The sequence below is a fragment of the Enterobacter oligotrophicus genome, assembly GCF_009176645.1.
Lineage (GTDB): Bacteria > Pseudomonadota > Gammaproteobacteria > Enterobacterales > Enterobacteriaceae > Enterobacter > Enterobacter oligotrophicus.
In genome coordinates, this window is record NZ_AP019007.1 from 1,890,884 (window position 1) to 1,906,804 (window position 15,921).

At 53.2% G+C, this 15,921-nt stretch carries 16 protein-coding genes and 1 tRNA gene; 6 read left to right on the plus strand and 11 right to left on the minus strand.

Translation table 11 applies throughout. From position 1 onward, the window contains the following. The first annotated feature begins 200 nt into the window (after positions 1-200). Positions 201-1,547: an argininosuccinate synthase gene (argG, locus tag EoCCA6_RS09070; RefSeq protein WP_152082406.1), complete on the plus strand. Its 1,347-nt coding sequence runs from the start codon at positions 201-203 to the stop codon at positions 1,545-1,547. A gap of 187 nt (positions 1,548-1,734) precedes the next feature. On the opposite strand, the gene EoCCA6_RS09075 is transcribed toward argG, so the two are convergent. The 6 genes from EoCCA6_RS09075 to rlmE all read right to left on the minus strand — a co-directional run bounded on the left by EoCCA6_RS09075 (position 1,735) and on the right by rlmE (position 7,328). Then, a tRNA-Leu gene (locus tag EoCCA6_RS09075) sits at positions 1,735-1,821 on the minus strand. A gap of 9 nt (positions 1,822-1,830) precedes the next feature. Further along, positions 1,831-2,163 (minus strand): preprotein translocase subunit SecG, encoded by a 333-nt coding sequence (gene secG / locus EoCCA6_RS09080; protein ID WP_003861803.1) that lies wholly within the window; start codon positions 2,161-2,163, stop codon positions 1,831-1,833. A gap of 224 nt (positions 2,164-2,387) precedes the next feature. Then, positions 2,388-3,725 carry a phosphoglucosamine mutase gene (glmM, locus tag EoCCA6_RS09085; RefSeq protein ID WP_152082407.1) on the minus strand — a complete coding sequence of 446 codons (1,338 nt, stop codon included), beginning with the start codon at positions 3,723-3,725 and terminating at the stop codon, positions 2,388-2,390. Then, complete coding sequence (gene folP / locus EoCCA6_RS09090; protein WP_152082408.1) at positions 3,718-4,566, minus strand: dihydropteroate synthase; 849 nt, start codon at positions 4,564-4,566, stop codon at positions 3,718-3,720. Before folP ends, glmM begins: the two co-directional genes overlap by 8 nt. A gap of 98 nt (positions 4,567-4,664) precedes the next feature. Continuing rightward, a complete protein-coding gene (gene ftsH, locus EoCCA6_RS09095; protein ID WP_014833437.1) occupies positions 4,665-6,599 on the minus strand; it encodes an ATP-dependent zinc metalloprotease FtsH in 1,935 nt (644 codons plus the stop codon). Between the two features lie 102 nt (positions 6,600-6,701). Further along, positions 6,702-7,328 (minus strand): 23S rRNA (uridine(2552)-2'-O)-methyltransferase RlmE, encoded by a 627-nt coding sequence (gene rlmE / locus EoCCA6_RS09100; RefSeq protein WP_014171792.1) that lies wholly within the window; start codon positions 7,326-7,328, stop codon positions 6,702-6,704. Between the two features lie 127 nt (positions 7,329-7,455). On the opposite strand from rlmE, the gene yhbY reads away from it, so the two are divergent. Continuing rightward, positions 7,456-7,749, plus strand: coding sequence for a ribosome assembly RNA-binding protein YhbY (gene yhbY / locus EoCCA6_RS09105; RefSeq protein WP_003861814.1), 294 nt, complete (start codon positions 7,456-7,458; stop codon positions 7,747-7,749). A gap of 151 nt (positions 7,750-7,900) precedes the next feature. On the opposite strand, the gene greA is transcribed toward yhbY, so the two are convergent. Beyond that, positions 7,901-8,377 (minus strand): transcription elongation factor GreA, encoded by a 477-nt coding sequence (greA, locus tag EoCCA6_RS09110; RefSeq protein WP_014171793.1) that lies wholly within the window; start codon positions 8,375-8,377, stop codon positions 7,901-7,903. A gap of 248 nt (positions 8,378-8,625) precedes the next feature. Here greA and dacB point away from each other — a divergent pair, with 248 nt between their 5' ends. From dacB to pmrB, 3 genes are read left to right on the plus strand one after another with little or no spacing between them, the layout of a single operon-like run. Then, complete coding sequence (gene dacB, locus EoCCA6_RS09115; RefSeq protein WP_152082409.1) at positions 8,626-10,059, plus strand: serine-type D-Ala-D-Ala carboxypeptidase; 1,434 nt, start codon at positions 8,626-8,628, stop codon at positions 10,057-10,059. Between the two features lie 2 nt (positions 10,060-10,061). Further along, positions 10,062-10,724: a two-component system response regulator PmrA gene (gene pmrA / locus EoCCA6_RS09120; RefSeq protein WP_152082410.1), complete on the plus strand. Its 663-nt coding sequence runs from the start codon at positions 10,062-10,064 to the stop codon at positions 10,722-10,724. Beyond that, positions 10,721-11,764 (plus strand): two-component system sensor histidine kinase PmrB, encoded by a 1,044-nt coding sequence (gene pmrB, locus EoCCA6_RS09125; protein ID WP_152082411.1) that lies wholly within the window; start codon positions 10,721-10,723, stop codon positions 11,762-11,764. The genes pmrA and pmrB overlap by 4 nt, the downstream gene beginning before the upstream one ends. 34 nt (positions 11,765-11,798) lie before the next feature. On the opposite strand, the gene cgtA is transcribed toward pmrB, so the two are convergent. The 4 genes from cgtA to rplU form a co-directional block, all read right to left on the minus strand. Then, the gene (gene cgtA / locus EoCCA6_RS09130) at positions 11,799-12,974 is read right to left on the minus strand and encodes an Obg family GTPase CgtA (protein ID WP_148418322.1); all 1,176 of its coding nucleotides are present in this window, start codon (positions 12,972-12,974) and stop codon (positions 11,799-11,801) included. Positions 12,975-12,989: 15 nt separating this feature from the next. Next, a complete protein-coding gene (locus tag EoCCA6_RS09135) occupies positions 12,990-13,955 on the minus strand; it encodes a DMT family transporter (protein WP_152082412.1) in 966 nt (321 codons plus the stop codon). A gap of 95 nt (positions 13,956-14,050) precedes the next feature. After that, complete coding sequence (gene rpmA, locus EoCCA6_RS09140) at positions 14,051-14,308, minus strand: 50S ribosomal protein L27 (protein ID WP_003861831.1); 258 nt, start codon at positions 14,306-14,308, stop codon at positions 14,051-14,053. Between the two features lie 19 nt (positions 14,309-14,327). After that, positions 14,328-14,639, minus strand: a complete 312-nt coding sequence (gene rplU / locus EoCCA6_RS09145) for a 50S ribosomal protein L21 (RefSeq protein WP_003025032.1) — start codon at positions 14,637-14,639, stop codon at positions 14,328-14,330. Between the two features lie 257 nt (positions 14,640-14,896). On the opposite strand from rplU, the gene ispB reads away from it, so the two are divergent. After that, positions 14,897-15,868, plus strand: a complete 972-nt coding sequence (gene ispB, locus EoCCA6_RS09150; protein ID WP_152082413.1) for an octaprenyl diphosphate synthase — start codon at positions 14,897-14,899, stop codon at positions 15,866-15,868. Positions 15,869-15,921 lie beyond the last annotated feature (53 nt).

The following is a 15,921-nucleotide window of genomic DNA, read 5'->3' on the forward strand; positions in this document are numbered from 1 at the left end:
CGTTCAGTATATTGATAGTTGACCCCACCTGTCAACCCGGCTTCCAGCAGGCTAAACCGAGGGAAATTTTTACAAAAATCGCACGAGTCTCTTTCGGTCATCGATAAAAGATGATTAAATGAATACTCACTTATTTTGCATAAACATGCATCAAGAGCGAAAGCGGTCTCTTATCAGTCAATCAAGCAGGGTTTTATTTTATGACGACGATTCTCAAGCATCTCCCGGTAGGACAAAGTATTGGCATCGCTTTTTCGGGCGGCCTGGATACCAGCGCTGCACTGCTGTGGATGCGCCAGAAGGGAGCGGTTCCTTATGCATATACTGCGAACCTGGGTCAGCCGGATGAGGACGATTATGACGCAATCCCTCGCCGTGCCATGGAGTATGGCGCTGAGAACGCACGTCTGATTGACTGCCGTAAACAGCTGGTTGCTGAAGGTATTGCTGCGATTCAGTGTGGTGCTTTCCATAACACCACCGGTGGCCTGACCTATTTCAACACCACCCCGCTGGGCCGTGCCGTCACCGGCACCATGCTGGTTGCCGCCATGAAAGAAGATGGCGTGAACATCTGGGGCGACGGCAGTACCTATAAAGGCAACGACATTGAACGTTTCTATCGCTACGGTCTGCTGACCAACGCTGAGCTGCAGATTTATAAACCGTGGCTGGATACCGACTTCATCGACGAACTGGGTGGCCGTCATGAAATGTCCGAGTTTATGATTGCCTGCGGCTTTGACTACAAAATGTCTGTCGAGAAAGCCTACTCCACCGACTCCAACATGCTCGGTGCGACGCACGAAGCGAAAGATCTGGAGTTCCTGAACTCCAGCGTGAAGATTGTTAATCCGATCATGGGCGTGAAGTTCTGGGACGAGAACGTCAAGATCCCGGCGGAAGAAGTGACCGTGCGTTTCGAACGTGGTCATCCGGTTGCCCTGAACGGCAAAACGTTCTCTGACGACGTAGAGCTGATGCTGGAAGCAAACCGCATCGGTGGCCGTCACGGTCTGGGCATGAGCGATCAGATTGAAAACCGTATCATTGAAGCGAAAAGCCGCGGCATCTATGAAGCGCCGGGGATGGCCTTGCTGCATATCGCTTACGAGCGTCTGCTGACCGGTATTCATAACGAAGACACCATTGAGCAGTATCACTCTCATGGTCGTCAGCTGGGCAAACTGCTGTATCAGGGTCGCTGGTTCGATCCGCAGGCACTGATGCTGCGTGATGCGCTGCAGCGCTGGGTGGCAAGCGCGATCACCGGTGAAGTGACGCTGGAACTGCGTCGCGGTAACGACTACTCCATCCTGAATACCGTGTCTGACAACCTGACCTATAAAGCAGAGCGTCTGACGATGGAAAAAGGCGAGTCCGTGTTCTCTCCGGACGACCGTATTGGTCAGTTGACCATGCGTAACCTGGACATCACCGACACCCGTGAGAAGCTGTTCAACTATATTGAGAACGGTCTGCTCTCCGCGAATTCCGGTAACGGCCTGCCGCAGGTTGAGAACCTGGAACACAGCGATAAGAAGTAATCGCCGAGATGAAATGCAAAAGGCGTCCGATGGACGCCTTTTTTGTGGTCTTCGTAGGCCCGGTAAGCGCAGCGCCACCGGGCAAAACGGCGGGTGGCGCTGCGCTTACCCGCCCTACAAAAGATCGGAAACACAGAATGTACAGACGAAAAAAAAGACGTCTTTCGACGTCTTTTTTCTGGAATATTGGTACCGAGGATGGGACTCGAACCCACAAGCCCGTTAGGGCACTACCACCTCAAGGTAGCGTGTCTACCAATTCCACCACCTCGGTACAGAATACTTACTGCGGGATATCGCTGGTTGGCTTAGCCGGTGCAGCTGGCTGAGTCTGCTCAGTTTTTGCTGGCGCGCTCAGATTTTCCCACTCGCTTCCTTTACTGGTCTTGTTGCTGTTGATATTGCCCAGCACCAGACTGATGATGAAGAACAGCGTAGCCAGAATCGCGGTTGTACGGGTCATGAAGTTCGCAGAACCACTTGAACCAAACAGCGTACCGGAAGCGCCTGCTCCGAAGGAGGCTCCCATATCAGCGCCTTTACCTTGCTGCAGCATGATCAGCGCTACAAGAGCGATGGCTACAATAAGGAAAATAACTAAAAGAGCTTCGTACATAATCAACCTGTTCCTTGCGGATTTGCCGCATACCAATGCTTCGACCAATTAGCAGGATTTCGTGTTTCCCACTGAAGCGGGTGTGAATACTAACCAAAGCGAATCACCTTCGCAAGGGCAATTTTGAGGCATTGTATCAACTGCAGAAAAAAACAGCAAAAAGCCATTAATTGCTTAAAACAAAGGCGGCAAACGCCGCCTTTTTAAACACTTAACGTGAAAAATTATGCAGCTTTTACGGCATCCGCAATGCGGTGCGCAAATTCTGTGACCTGCGCTTCGTCTTCACCTTCCACCATCACGCGAATCAGCGGTTCAGTACCGGACTTACGCAGTAATACACGGCCACGGTTGCCCAGGGCCGCTTCAACGTCAGCCATCACCGCTTTCACGTTGTCATTTTCCAGCGGATCGCCTTTACCGGCAGTGAAACGCACGTTTACCAGGATCTGCGGGAACATTTTCATGCCGCTGCAGAGATCGTGCAGGCTCATATGGTTGCGCGCCATGGCTGCAACCACCTGCAGCCCGGCAACAATGCCGTCACCGGTGGTGGTTTTATCAAGCAGGATCACGTGACCGGAGTTTTCCGCACCGATACGCCAGCCCTTCTCCTGCAATTTTTCCAGCACGTAGCGGTCGCCCACTTTCGCGCGGACAAACGGAATACCAAGCTGTTTCAGCGCCAGTTCCAGCCCCATGTTGCTCATCAGCGTACCGACAGCACCACCGCGCAGCTGCCCCTGACGCAGACCTTCACGTGCAATAATGTAGAGGATCTGATCGCCGTCGACCTTGTTACCTTCATGGTCGACCATGATCACACGGTCGCCATCGCCGTCCAGGGCAATACCCAGATCGGCTTTTTCTGCCAGTACGCGCGCCTGCAGGGCACGCACGTCCGTCGCCCCCACTTCTTCGTTGATGTTCAGACCATCCGGTTCGCAACCAATGGTAATCACTTTCGCGCCCAGCTCACGGAAAACGTTCGGGGCGATGTGATACGTCGCACCGTTTGCACAGTCCACCACAATCTTAAGATGGGCCAGGCTCAGTTCGTTCGGGAAGGTGCCTTTGCAGAATTCAATATAGCGGCCAGCGGCATCGACAATTCGGTTCGCTTTGCCCAGCTCAGCAGAGTCGACGCAGGTGATCTCTTTTTCCATTTCGGCTTCGATTGCCTCTTCCACTTCATCCGGCAGCTTGGTACCGTCGATGGAGAAGAACTTGATGCCGTTGTCATAAAACGGGTTATGGGAAGCAGAGATAACAATGCCCGCCTCTGCACGGAAAGTGCGCGTCAGATACGCCACCGCAGGCGTTGGCATAGGGCCAGTAAAGGACGCAGAAAGTCCTGCCGCCGCCAGCCCGGCTTCCAGCGCAGACTCCAGCATATAGCCTGAGATACGCGTATCTTTGCCAATGATGATCTTACGGGAACCATGACGTGCCAGAACCTTTCCGGCAGCCCAGCCCAGCTTCAGTACGAAATCAGGAGTAATTGGCGCATCGCCTACGCGTCCACGGATACCATCAGTACCAAAATATTTACGATTACTCATAGCGTTTGTTTTCCTTCGCTGCCAGTGTGGCTTCCACCACACGCATGGCTTCTACTGTTTCTTTGACGTCATGGACGCGAATAATGTGTGCGCCTTGCATCGCCGCAATCACCGCACAGGCCAGGCTGCCGCTCAGACGCTCACCCGGCCCCACGTTCAGTAACTGCCCAATCATCGACTTTCTTGACATCCCCACCAGCAGCGGCAGGCCGAAATGATGAAATTCTGATAAGCGCGCAAGTAGCTCATAGTTGTGGGAGAGATTTTTACCGAAACCGAACCCTGGGTCGAGCAGCAATTTCTCTTTTGCGATACCCGCACGTTCGCAACGTTCAATATGCTCAATAAAGAAGCGATTCACATCAGCAAACACGTCGGCATACTTTGGCGCATCCTGCATCGTTTTCGGTTGCCCTTGCATGTGCATCAGGCATACCGGCAGCCCGGTTTCTGCTGCCGCCTCAAGCGCGCCCGGCTCCGTTAACGAGCGAATATCATTAATAATGTGAGCGCCCACTCTCGCCACTTCGCGGATCACTTCAGGCTTGGATGTGTCGACGGAGATCCACACTTCAAACCGCTGCGCGATGGCCTCAACCACGGGCACTACGCGAGCCAGTTCTTCTTCTACAGAAACATCCGCTGCACCAGGACGCGTCGATTCGCCGCCGACATCAATGATGGTGGCACCCGCGTTAATCATCAAATTCGCATGTTTAACCGCGTCGATAAGCGTGTTATGCGTGCCGCCGTCTGAGAAGGAGTCAGGGGTAACATTCAGGATACCCATCACATGTGGGTGTGAGAGATCGAGATGCGAGTCCTGGGCGAATAATTTCATGGCGAAATCCCTGGTATTAATATGGTTTAACAGAAAAGAAAAACCCCGGAGCAAGCTCCAGGGTTTGTGGTACAGACACACGCTTCAACAGCAATGACTTACTTGTCGCCCAACTGTTCTGACATGGTGTTGCCCGGATTCGGCGTGCGTGGTTCATCAACCGGACGCGGCGCACGCGGGGTGCCATTGTTGTCAGAATTGTTGGAAGCACCTGGGTCTTCCCAGCCTGCTGGCGGACGCACTTCGCGGCGAGCCATCAGGTCGTCAATCTGTGGAGCATCGATGGTCTCATATTTCATGAGCGCATCTTTCATTGAATGCAGAATGTCCATATTGTCGTTCAGGATCTGACGTGCGCGACCGTAGTTACGTTCAATCAGCGCTTTCACTTCCTGATCGATGATACGAGCCGTCTCATCGGACATATGTTTCGCTTTCGCCACAGAACGGCCCAGGAATACTTCGCCTTCTTCCTCTGCATACAGCAGTGGACCGAGTTTGTCGGAGAAGCCCCACTGAGTCACCATGTTACGTGCCAGGTTTGTCGCGACTTTAATGTCGTTCGACGCACCGGTAGAAACATGTTCCGCACCGTAGATGATCTCTTCTGCCAGACGGCCACCGTACAGGGTCGAAATCTGGCTTTCCAGTTTCTGACGGCTGGCGCTAATCGCGTCGCCCTCAGGCAGGAAGAAGGTCACACCCAGCGCACGACCACGTGGAATAATCGTCACTTTGTGTACCGGATCGTGTTCCGGAACCAGGCGACCGATAATTGCGTGACCCGCTTCGTGGTAGGCCGTGGACTCTTTCTGCGCTTCCGTCATCACCATGGAGCGACGTTCCGCACCCATCATGATTTTGTCTTTCGCTTTTTCGAATTCCACCATGGACACCACGCGCTTGTTGCCGCGAGCAGCAAACAGTGCCGCTTCGTTGACCAGGTTCGCCAGATCCGCACCGGAGAAGCCCGGAGTACCACGCGCGATGATTGCCGCGTCGATATCAGGTGCCAGCGGTACGCGGCGCATGTGGACTTTCAGAATCTGTTCACGACCACGAACATCCGGCAGACCAACCACAACCTGGCGGTCGAAACGGCCTGGACGCAGCAACGCGGGGTCAAGGACATCCGGACGGTTAGTCGCCGCGATAACGATAATACCTTCGTTACCTTCGAAGCCGTCCATCTCAACCAGCATCTGGTTCAGAGTCTGTTCACGTTCATCGTGACCACCGCCCAGGCCCGCACCACGCTGGCGGCCTACGGCGTCGATTTCATCGATGAAGATAATGCACGGTGCTGCCTTCTTGGCCTGCTCGAACATGTCACGCACACGAGATGCACCGACACCCACGAACATTTCAACGAAGTCAGAACCTGAAATAGTAAAGAACGGCACCTTCGCTTCACCCGCGATGGCTTTCGCCAGCAGGGTTTTACCGGTCCCTGGAGGACCTACCATCAGAACGCCTTTCGGGATCTTACCGCCCAGTTTCTGGAAACGGCTCGGCTCACGCAGGTATTCGACCAGTTCGCCCACCTCTTCTTTTGCTTCGTCACAGCCTGCGACGTCGGCAAATGTGGTCTTGATCTGGTCTTCCGTCAGCATGCGCGCCTTGCTCTTACCGAACGACATGGCACCTTTGCCACCACCGCCCTGCATCTGGCGCATGAAGAAGATCCAGACGCCAATAAGAAGCAGCATCGGGAACCAGGAGATGAAGATAGAAGCCAGCAGGCTTGGTTCTTCAGGCGGCTCACCAACCACTTTGACGTTTTTGGTCAGAAGGTTATCAAGCAGCTTAGGATCGTTCACCGGGATGTAGGTCGTGTAACGGTTACTATCTTTCTTGGTAACGTTGATCTCACGTCCGTTGATACGCGCTTCGCGAACCTGGTCCTGATTGACCTCCTGCAGGAAGGTAGAATAATCCACCTTGCGGCCGTTCGACTCGCTGGGCCCAAAGCTCTGGAATACTGACATCAGCACAACGGCAATGACCAGCCAGAGTATTAGGTTTTTCGCCATGTCACTCAAGGGATTAACCTCATATTACAACTGTGTTAAAAACAGCGTCAGGATACTCTATATCCAGTTTCATTCAAACTTTCGTCTGAAATCTACCGGTTATCATTTTCGCCCGGTCGCTACAATATACACTTCACGGGAACGGGCCCGCGAAGAGTCCGGCTTACGAACTTTGACCTTCGCAAACAGGGAGCGAATTTCCTTAAGGTACTCCTCGAAACCTTCGCCCTGAAACACCTTCACAACAAAACTACCACCAGGCGCTAGTACATCTCGACACATTTCTAACGCTAGCTCCACCAGATACATGGCGCGGGGGATATCCACCGCCGGTGTTCCACACATATTTGGTGCCATATCTGACATGACAACCTGGACCTTACTGTCACCCACACGTTCAAGTAACGCTTTCAGCACTAATTCATCACGAAAATCGCCCTGAAGGAAGTCGACTCCGACGATGGGATCCATTGGTAGAAGATCGCATGCGATGATTCGCCCCGTTCCGCCGATCTGCGTGACCGCATACTGAGACCATCCGCCAGGTGCTGCACCGAGGTCGACAACCGTCATGCCCGGTTTAAAAAGTTTGTCACTTTGCTGTATTTCATCAAGTTTAAACCAGGCGCGGGAACGCAACCCTTTTTTCTGCGCCTGTTGAACATATTTATCGCTAAAGTGTTCCTGAAGCCAGCGGCTGGAGCTGGCAGAACGCTTTTTACCTGTCATTTAACATTTCCGTCCTGGTTCATCGTTACTTGCCTGTGACGTAAATTTCTACGCAGCTATTTGGCGATATAAGGGAGATGGCGGTAGAATGAACCGTTTTCAATCCCAACGTAAGCAAAAATATACGATGAATCTGAGTACTAAACAAAAACAGCACCTTAAAGGTCTGGCACATCCGCTCAAGCCTGTAGTCATGCTTGGCAACAATGGTTTGACCGAAGGGGTGCTTGCCGAGATTGAACAAGCGCTGGAACACCACGAGCTGATCAAGGTGAAAATCGCCTCTGAAGACAGAGACACTAAAAACCTGATCGTGGAAGCCATCGTGCGTGAAACCGGTGCCTGTAATGTACAGGTCATCGGTAAAACGCTGGTGCTCTACCGCCCATCTAAAGAACGTAAAATCTCGCTGCCACGCTAAGGATATCCTGAATTGCACATATTTTCTGTGTAAAACGAGGGATTTCTGTCAGCAGGTGAGCAAAATGCCACGCTCCTTGAGTTGATAAAAGGCCGCTATGCGGCCTTTTTCTTTTCTTTACAATGTATCAACATCTTAGCGGAGATGCGAATTACAGGTACTCAACCTTAATAATTTCGTATTCCACTTCACCACCAGGGGTGCGGATGGTAACCACATCGTCCTGTTCTTTGCCAATCAGGCCACGCGCGATCGGTGAATTCACAGAGATCAGGTTCTGTTTGAAGTCGGCTTCATCATCGCCCACGATGCGATACGTCTGCTCTTCGTCGTTATCCAGGTTCAGAACCGTCACGGTTGAACCAAAGATCACACGGCCATTGTTTGGCATTTTGGTGATATCGATCACCTGCGCATTGGACAGCTTCGCTTCGATATCTTTGATACGGCCTTCACAGAAGCCCTGCTGCTCACGCGCGGCGTGGTATTCAGCATTCTCTTTCAGGTCGCCATGCTCACGCGCATCCGCGATTGCGGCGATGATTTCAGGGCGACGTACGGATTTCAGGAAATCCAGCTCTTCGCGCAGTTTTTCGGCACCACGTAAGGTCATCGGAATAGCTTGCATTTGTTATACCTCTTAAACATTCCTGTAGGGAGCAGCGTCACCTGCTCCGGCCCCTGTCCCCACGTACATCAAACCATGAGCGGGCCAGAAGCAAAAAGAAAACCGACCCGGAAGCAGCGCCCCAGGTCAGCAGCAATTTTTCAATTTGATACGCATTTTACCGCGAAGTTCACTATGGGTCATCGTTTACTTTGCAGTGCTATGCACCGTAGTATGACGGTTTGTTTTCGGGTTGTTAGCGCGAGATTATGCGATTTTCCAGTTTTATCATCGGATTGACTACCAGTATAACGTTCACCGTTCAGGCCGCGAATGTTGATGAATACATTAATCAGCTGCCTGCAGGCGCTAACCTTGCACTGATGGTGCAGAAGGTTGGTGCACAGGCACCCAATATTGACTATCACAGTCAACAAATGGCGCTGCCTGCCAGTACCCAGAAGGTGATCACTGCACTCGCCGCCCTGCTCCAGCTCGGGCCTGACTTCCGTTTTACCACGACCCTTGAAACCAAAGGTAACGTTGAAGACGGTGAACTGAAAGGCGATCTTATTGCCCGCTTCGGAGGGGACCCAACCTTTAAGCGCCAGGATATCCGTAACATGGTGGCGGTGCTTAAAAAATCCGGCGTGCAGAAGATCGATGGCAACGTGCTGATCGACACCTCCATTTTCGCCAGCCACGATAAAGCGCCAGGCTGGCCGTGGAACGACATGACGCAGTGCTTTAGCGCACCGCCAGCCGCCGCTATTGTTGACCGTAACTGCTTCTCCGTGTCGCTTTACAGCGCACCAAAACCTAATGATTTAGCGTTTATCCGCGTGGCCTCGTACTACCCGGTCACCATGTTTAGCCAGGTACGTACTCTGGCTAAAGGCTCCCCGGATGCGCAGTATTGCGAGCTGGATGTGGTTCCGGGCGATCTGAACCGCTATACGCTGACTGGCTGCCTGACGCAGCGTGCCGATCCGCTGCCGCTGGCTTTCGCCATTCAGGACGGTGCGGGCTATGCGGGTGCTATTCTTAAAGACGAACTCAAGCAGGCAGGAATTACTTATACCGGTTCGCTGCTGCGCCAGACGCAGGTTAATCAGCCTGGTACGGTGATCGCCAGCAAACAATCTGCGCCACTGCACGATTTGCTTAAGATAATGCTGAAAAAGTCTGACAACATGATTGCTGACACGGTGTTCCGCATGATTGGTCACGCGCGTTTCGGCGTTCCGGGAACCTGGCGTGCCGGCTCCGATGCTGTACGTCAGATCCTGCGTCAGCAGGCGGGGATCGATCTTGGCAATACCATCGCTGTCGATGGCTCCGGGTTATCGCGCCATAACCTGATTTCCCCGGCCACCATGATGCAGGTGCTGCAGTACATTGCCCAGCATGACACTGAGCTAAACTTTATTACCATGTTGCCGCTTGCCGGACACGATGGTTCGCTGCAGTACCGCGCGGGGCTTCACGCTGCAGGCGTTGATGGCAAAGTCTCAGCCAAAACAGGTTCACTGCAGGGTGTTTACAACCTTGCAGGCTTTATCACTACCGCCAGCGGGCAACGCATGGCGTTCGTGCAGTATCTTTCCGGCTATGCCGTCGAACCCGCTGACCAGCGTAATCGTCGAATTCCTCTGGTACGCTTCGAAAGCAGGCTATACAAGGACATCTACCAGAATAACTAGCGATGAAACTACTCATAGTTGAAGACGATCTGTTATTGCAGGAAGGGCTGGCGCTCGCGCTGGCGAATGAAGGATACGCCCTTGATTGCGCCGCCGCGGCGGCCGAGGCCGATGCGTTGATCCAGAGTGGCGAGTACAGTCTGGTGATCCTCGACTTAGGTTTACCCGATAAAGATGGTGCCACGCTGCTGAGCCAGTGGCGGCGTCGCGGCGTCGACAATCCGGTGCTGATCCTCACAGCGCGTGATGCCATTGAAGATCGCATTAACGGGCTGGATTCCGGTGCGGATGACTACCTGGTGAAACCCTTTGCCCTCGCAGAGCTGCAGGCACGCGTGCGGGCGCTGATCCGCCGCTATCAGGGGCACAGCGATAATTTGCTGACCGACGGCGATATCACGCTGAACCTGCAAACGCAGCAGGTGCTGCGTAAATCTCTGCCTGTTGAAGTCACGCCAAAGGAGTTTGCCCTGCTGACGCGGCTGATCATGCGTAGCGGGCAGACGGTGCACCGTGAAACGCTGCAACAGGATATCTACTCCTGGCAGGACGATCCGGGATCAAATACCCTGGAGGTTCACATTCATAATCTGCGCCGTAAGCTCGGCAAGGACAGAATTAAAACCGTACGCGGCGTGGGATATCGTCTGGAGAGCCAAAAATGAACAGCATGCGTCGGCGATTGATGGTTCTGCTGGCGGTGATTCTGTTATTTTTTCAACTGATAAGCGTGGTCTGGCTGTGGCATGAGAGCCGCGAGCAAATTGGCTTTCTGGTAAATGAAACCCTGTCGGCCAAAGCACGTAACAACCATGTCGAGAAAGAGATCCGCGAGGCAATCGCCTCTCTGCTGGTTCCTTCTCTGGTGATGGTCGGTTTTACCCTGTTCTTCTCATTCTGGGCCGTCACGTGGATAACCCGGCCGCTCAACAAACTGCGAGCCAGTCTCGCTAACCGCTCAGCCGACAATCTCACGCCCCTGCCTATGTATTCTGACATGGAAGAGATTGGCGCGGTCACCACCTCGTTGAATCAACTGCTGGCTCGTCTGGATCATACCATCCAGCAGGAGCGCCTCTTCACCGCCGACGCCGCCCACGAGTTACGAACACCTCTCGCCGGGATCAGGCTGCACCTGGAATTAATGGCTCAGTCTGGCTCACCACAGGCTACGGCATTAATTAGCCGTATCGATCAACTGATGCATACCGTTGAGCAACTGCTGATGCTGGCGCGTGCCGGGCAAGCGATGGCAAGCGGACATTACGATACCGTCACCTGGACAGAGAACATCATTGCACCGCTGGGCCTTGAGCATGAAGCCAAAGAACACACGGTAATTTGGCCCGAAAAAAGCCCGCTAACGGTTCAGGGAGACGCGGTTCTGCTGCGCCTGATGCTGAGGAATCTGCTGGAGAACGCCGCACGCTACAGCCCGACAGGGACGACGATTACGGTGAAGCTGACGGAAAAGGACGGTGGCACTCAGGTCAGCGTGATTGATCAAGGGCCGGGTATCGATGAAGCCCATCGCCAGTCCATCACCGAACCGTTCCGTCGGCTTGACCAGCGCTACGGAGGGAGCGGCCTGGGGCTGAGTATTGTGCAGCGCATCGTTCAGCTCCATCATGGCAACTTAACGCTGGAGAATGGCGCTGAGGGCGGCTTAATCGCCAGTTGCTGGTTGCCGTCAACGTTAGGCTAAAAAAAAGCCCCTTAACAGGGGCTTCTTGCAGGAATTAATGCTTGTAGATGAATTCGACGCCTTCTTCGTCGTCTTCATCCCAGTCATCGTCCCAGTCTTCATCATCTTCTTCCGCTTCCAGCTCTTCGAGCTGTTGACGGTGGTAGTCATCCCACATGAATTCGACTTTTTCAGGCTGTTTCGCCTCTTCCGCCTGAACAACGGGGTTCTCGATGATAAAGGTCATCACATCCCAACAGAGGTCTTTCACGCCAACCTGGCTTGCAGCAGAGATCAGGTAATATTTATCTTCCCAACCCATCGCTTCGGCAATCGCTTTGGCTTTTGCTTCGGCTTCTGCTTTATCCATCAGGTCGATCTTGTTAAAGACCAGCCAGCGCGGTTTATCCGCCAGTTTTTCGCTGTATTTTTCCAGCTCGCCGATGATGATACGGGCGTTTTCAACCGGATCGGAACCGTCGATAGGATCGATATCGATGAGGTGCAGCAAGACGCGGCAACGCTCAAGGTGTTTCAGGAAGCGAATCCCCAGACCGGCACCTTCCGCTGCGCCTTCAATCAGCCCTGGGATATCAGCAACCACGAAGCTCTTTTCATTATCCATACGGACAACGCCCAGGCTCGGCACCAGCGTGGTAAACGGATAATCCGCTACTTTTGGCTTGGCTGCGGATACAGCACGAATAAACGTTGATTTACCGGCATTTGGCATGCCCAGCATACCGACGTCGGCCAGCAGCATCAGCTCCAGTTGCAGGTCGCGTTTATCGCCTGGCGTCCCCATGGTTTTCTGACGCGGAGTACGGTTAACGGAAGATTTGAAACGGCTGTTGCCCAGACCGTGCCAGCCGCCTTTTGCCACCATCAGGCGTTGACCGTGTTTGGTCATGTCACCCATGGTTTCGCCAGTGCCCTGATCGATGACACGCGTACCCACTGGCACCTTGATGGTCACATCTTTACCGCGTTTACCGGTACAGTCGCGGCTCTGGCCGTTTTGCCCACGCTCAGCGCGGAACGATTTTTCGAAACGGTAGTCGATCAGCGTGTTGAGGTTTTCATCCGCCTCCAGCCACACATCGCCGCCATCTCCACCGTCACCGCCGTCAGGACCGCCACGAGGAATATATTTTTCACGGCGGAAGCTCACGCAACCATTGCCGCCATCACCTGCCACGACCAGGATCGTCGCTTCATCAACAAACTTCATTTTACTCTCCGTAACTCATTCGCCTGAGCGGGGGACTACTACAACCGCTTCATTTTTGCGCCAACGCCCCCAGAGACGATGACCAATGGCGGAATACATCGCGCCCGCAACCACGACAAACGCACCGAGATAGCCCAACAGGTTGAGCATCGGTCTGACGAAGACATCGGGCCAGGCCATTGATAACAAATCTGAAAATAACAGCGTAAACAGCGGAGTCAGCGTAATTAATGCACTGACCTGTGCTGCCTGCCAGCGCGCCATTGCTTCGGCCAGCGCGCCATAACCGACCAGCGTATTAAGCCCACAAAAAATGAGGCACGCCAGTTGCCAGTCGCTGAGCTGGGTAATCACACCCGGCTTTGCTAACGGCAATAATGCTATTGTACACAAAGTGTACAGCAAAAAGAGGATCTGCTGTGAAGCCAGGCGACGCAATAACACCTTTTGTGCGACGCCATAACTCACCCAGACCGTTGCTGCCCCCACACCGAAGATCACACCCCAGGTGTAATCCGTCAGCCGGGTAAAAATCTCAATCAGGCTGGTGTTGAAGAACATCACCAGACCACAGAGCAGCATGCTCGCCCCGATAATCTGCGTCCCGCGCATCTTCTCCTTGAGAATAAAGACGCTGGCGACCATCATGCCGACCGGTGAAAGCTGACCAATCACCTGCGACGCGGTGGGGCTAAGATATTGCAGGGAAGAGCTGAACAGGATGAAATTACCGAACAGACCGCCCGTCGCGATAGCCAGTAACACCAGCCAGCGCGGCTTACGGAATATACGCAGCGGTGGCAGCTTACCTTTAATTGCGAGGATAGCGCCCAGGCCAATGCTTGCCATCAGAAAGCGATAAAACACCACCGTAGGCGGCTCCATCACTTCCAGTACCTGCTTCATTGCAATTGGCAGCGCACCCCAGCACATTGCGGTGGTGAGCGCCAAAAGAATACCAATGCCGGCCTGCTGCTTCATGCCCGTTTTCCCTACAGAAAATTTTCCGGGTTTCCAATGTAAAAAGCCCCGCAACACGTTGCGGGGCTTTAATCCGTTACCGGACCGAGAAAACCTTACTCAGCAACGATGCTGATGTATTTACGGTTGTTCGGGCCTTTAACTTCAAATTTCACTTTACCGTCTGCTTTAGCAAACAGAGTGTGGTCACGACCGCAACCTACGTTAGTGCCAGCGTGGAACTTAGTACCACGTTGACGAACGATGATGCTACCCGCCAGAACGGATTCGCCACCGAAACGCTTAACGCCCAGGCGTTTAGCTTCTGAATCGCGACCGTTACGTGTGGAGCCGCCAGCCTTTTTATGTGCCATTTAAATCTCTCCTCAGGTCTTAGGCGCTGATGCCAGTAATTTTCACATCAGTGAACCACTGACGGTGGCCCTGCTGCTTACGGTAGTGTTTACGACGACGAAACTTAACGATTTTAACTTTCTCGCCACGACCATGAGCAACAACTTCAGCTTTGATAACGCCGCCATCAACGAAAGGAACGCCGATTTTGACTTCTTCACCGTTTGCGATCATCAGAACTTCTGCGAACTCAACAGATTCGCCAGTTGCGATGTCCAGCTTTTCCAGGCGAACGGTCTGACCTTCGCTTACTCGGTGTTGTTTACCACCACTTTGGAAAACCGCGTACATATAAACTCCGCTTCCGCGCACATCCTCGTATGAATCAGAGTGCGCTATAAATATTCACAATAGGGCGCGAATATTACGCAAAACGCGAGCCTTTGACAAGTGCTACCGTCAATACATGAAGAAAAAAAACACAACACGTACGGTAACGTTTATCTGAGCCGTTTTTTCAGTACAATCAGCACTACTATTGATAAACCGAAACCCTTTGTGTACCCACCTTCTGTGGGATAAACAGGATGAAAAGCCCGGCTTTTGCGATGAATTTAGAAAAAATCAACGAGTTAACCGCGCAAGATATGGCGGGTGTGAATGCAGCAATCCTGGAGCAACTCAACTCTGACGTTCAGCTGATCAATCAGTTGGGCTATTACATCGTCAGTGGCGGCGGTAAACGCATTCGCCCGATGATCGCCATACTGGCCGCAAGAGCCGTTGGCTATCAGGGAAATGCCCACGTCACCATTGCGGCACTGATCGAATTTATCCACACCGCCACGCTTCTTCATGATGACGTGGTGGATGAATCGGATATGCGTCGTGGTAAAGCCACCGCAAACGCTGCATTTGGCAATGCGGCCAGCGTTCTGGTGGGTGATTTTATCTATACCCGAGCCTTCCAGATGATGACCAGCCTCGGTTCACTCAAGGTGCTGGAAGTGATGTCGGAGGCGGTAAACGTTATTGCTGAAGGCGAAGTGCTGCAGTTGATGAACGTTAACGACCCGGACATCACCGAAGAAAACTACATGCGTGTGATCTACAGCAAGACCGCGCGCCTGTTTGAAGCAGCAGCCCAGTGCTCGGGCCTTCTGGCCGGATGTACAGAAGAACAAGAGCGTGGCCTACAGGACTACGGGCGCTATCTCGGTACGGCATTCCAGTTGATTGATGATTTACTGGACTACAGCGCCGATGGCGAAACCCTGGGTAAGAACGTGGGTGATGACCTGAACGAAGGTAAACCGACTCTGCCGCTGCTTCATGCGATGCGTAACGGAACGCCCGAACAGGCAAAAATGATCCGCGAAGCGATAGAACAGGGAAATGGTCGCCATCTTCTGGAACCTGTACTGGAAACAATGGCTATCTGTGGTTCACTTGAATGGACGCGCCAGCGTGCTGAAGAAGAGGCCGACAAAGCCATCGAAGCACTTCAGGTTATTCCTGACAGCCCATGGCGTGACGCACTGATTGGTCTTGCCCACATCGCCGTTCAGCGCGATCGTTAATTCTTTCCCCCTCTCCCCGCGGCTCTCGCGGGGAGATTCCAATAAGCTCCCAT

Bases quoted from the DNA above. Each gene is read 5' to 3' on its own strand.
- rpmA (WP_003861831.1), bottom strand. From the start codon at position 14,308: ATGGCACATAAAAAGGCTGGCGGCTCCACACGTAACGGTCGCGATTCA.
- pmrA (WP_152082410.1), top strand. From the start codon at position 10,062: ATGAAACTACTCATAGTTGAAGACGATCTGTTATTGCAGGAAGGGCTG.
- secG (WP_003861803.1), bottom strand. From the start codon at position 2,163: ATGTACGAAGCTCTTTTAGTTATTTTCCTTATTGTAGCCATCGCTCTT.
- rlmE (WP_014171792.1), bottom strand. From the start codon at position 7,328: ATGACAGGTAAAAAGCGTTCTGCCAGCTCCAGCCGCTGGCTTCAGGAA.
- cgtA (WP_148418322.1), bottom strand. From the start codon at position 12,974: ATGAAGTTTGTTGATGAAGCGACGATCCTGGTCGTGGCAGGTGATGGC.
- folP (WP_152082408.1), bottom strand. From the start codon at position 4,566: ATGAAATTATTCGCCCAGGACTCGCATCTCGATCTCTCACACCCACAT.
- rplU (WP_003025032.1), bottom strand. From the start codon at position 14,639: ATGTACGCGGTTTTCCAAAGTGGTGGTAAACAACACCGAGTAAGCGAA.
- pmrB (WP_152082411.1), top strand. From the start codon at position 10,721: ATGAACAGCATGCGTCGGCGATTGATGGTTCTGCTGGCGGTGATTCTG.
- dacB (WP_152082409.1), top strand. From the start codon at position 8,626: ATGCGATTTTCCAGTTTTATCATCGGATTGACTACCAGTATAACGTTC.
- ftsH (WP_014833437.1), bottom strand. From the start codon at position 6,599: ATGGCGAAAAACCTAATACTCTGGCTGGTCATTGCCGTTGTGCTGATG.
- yhbY (WP_003861814.1), top strand. From the start codon at position 7,456: ATGAATCTGAGTACTAAACAAAAACAGCACCTTAAAGGTCTGGCACAT.
- ispB (WP_152082413.1), top strand. From the start codon at position 14,897: ATGAATTTAGAAAAAATCAACGAGTTAACCGCGCAAGATATGGCGGGT.
- EoCCA6_RS09135 (WP_152082412.1), bottom strand. From the start codon at position 13,955: ATGAAGCAGCAGGCCGGCATTGGTATTCTTTTGGCGCTCACCACCGCA.
- glmM (WP_152082407.1), bottom strand. From the start codon at position 3,725: ATGAGTAATCGTAAATATTTTGGTACTGATGGTATCCGTGGACGCGTA.
- greA (WP_014171793.1), bottom strand. From the start codon at position 8,377: ATGCAAGCTATTCCGATGACCTTACGTGGTGCCGAAAAACTGCGCGAA.
- argG (WP_152082406.1), top strand. From the start codon at position 201: ATGACGACGATTCTCAAGCATCTCCCGGTAGGACAAAGTATTGGCATC.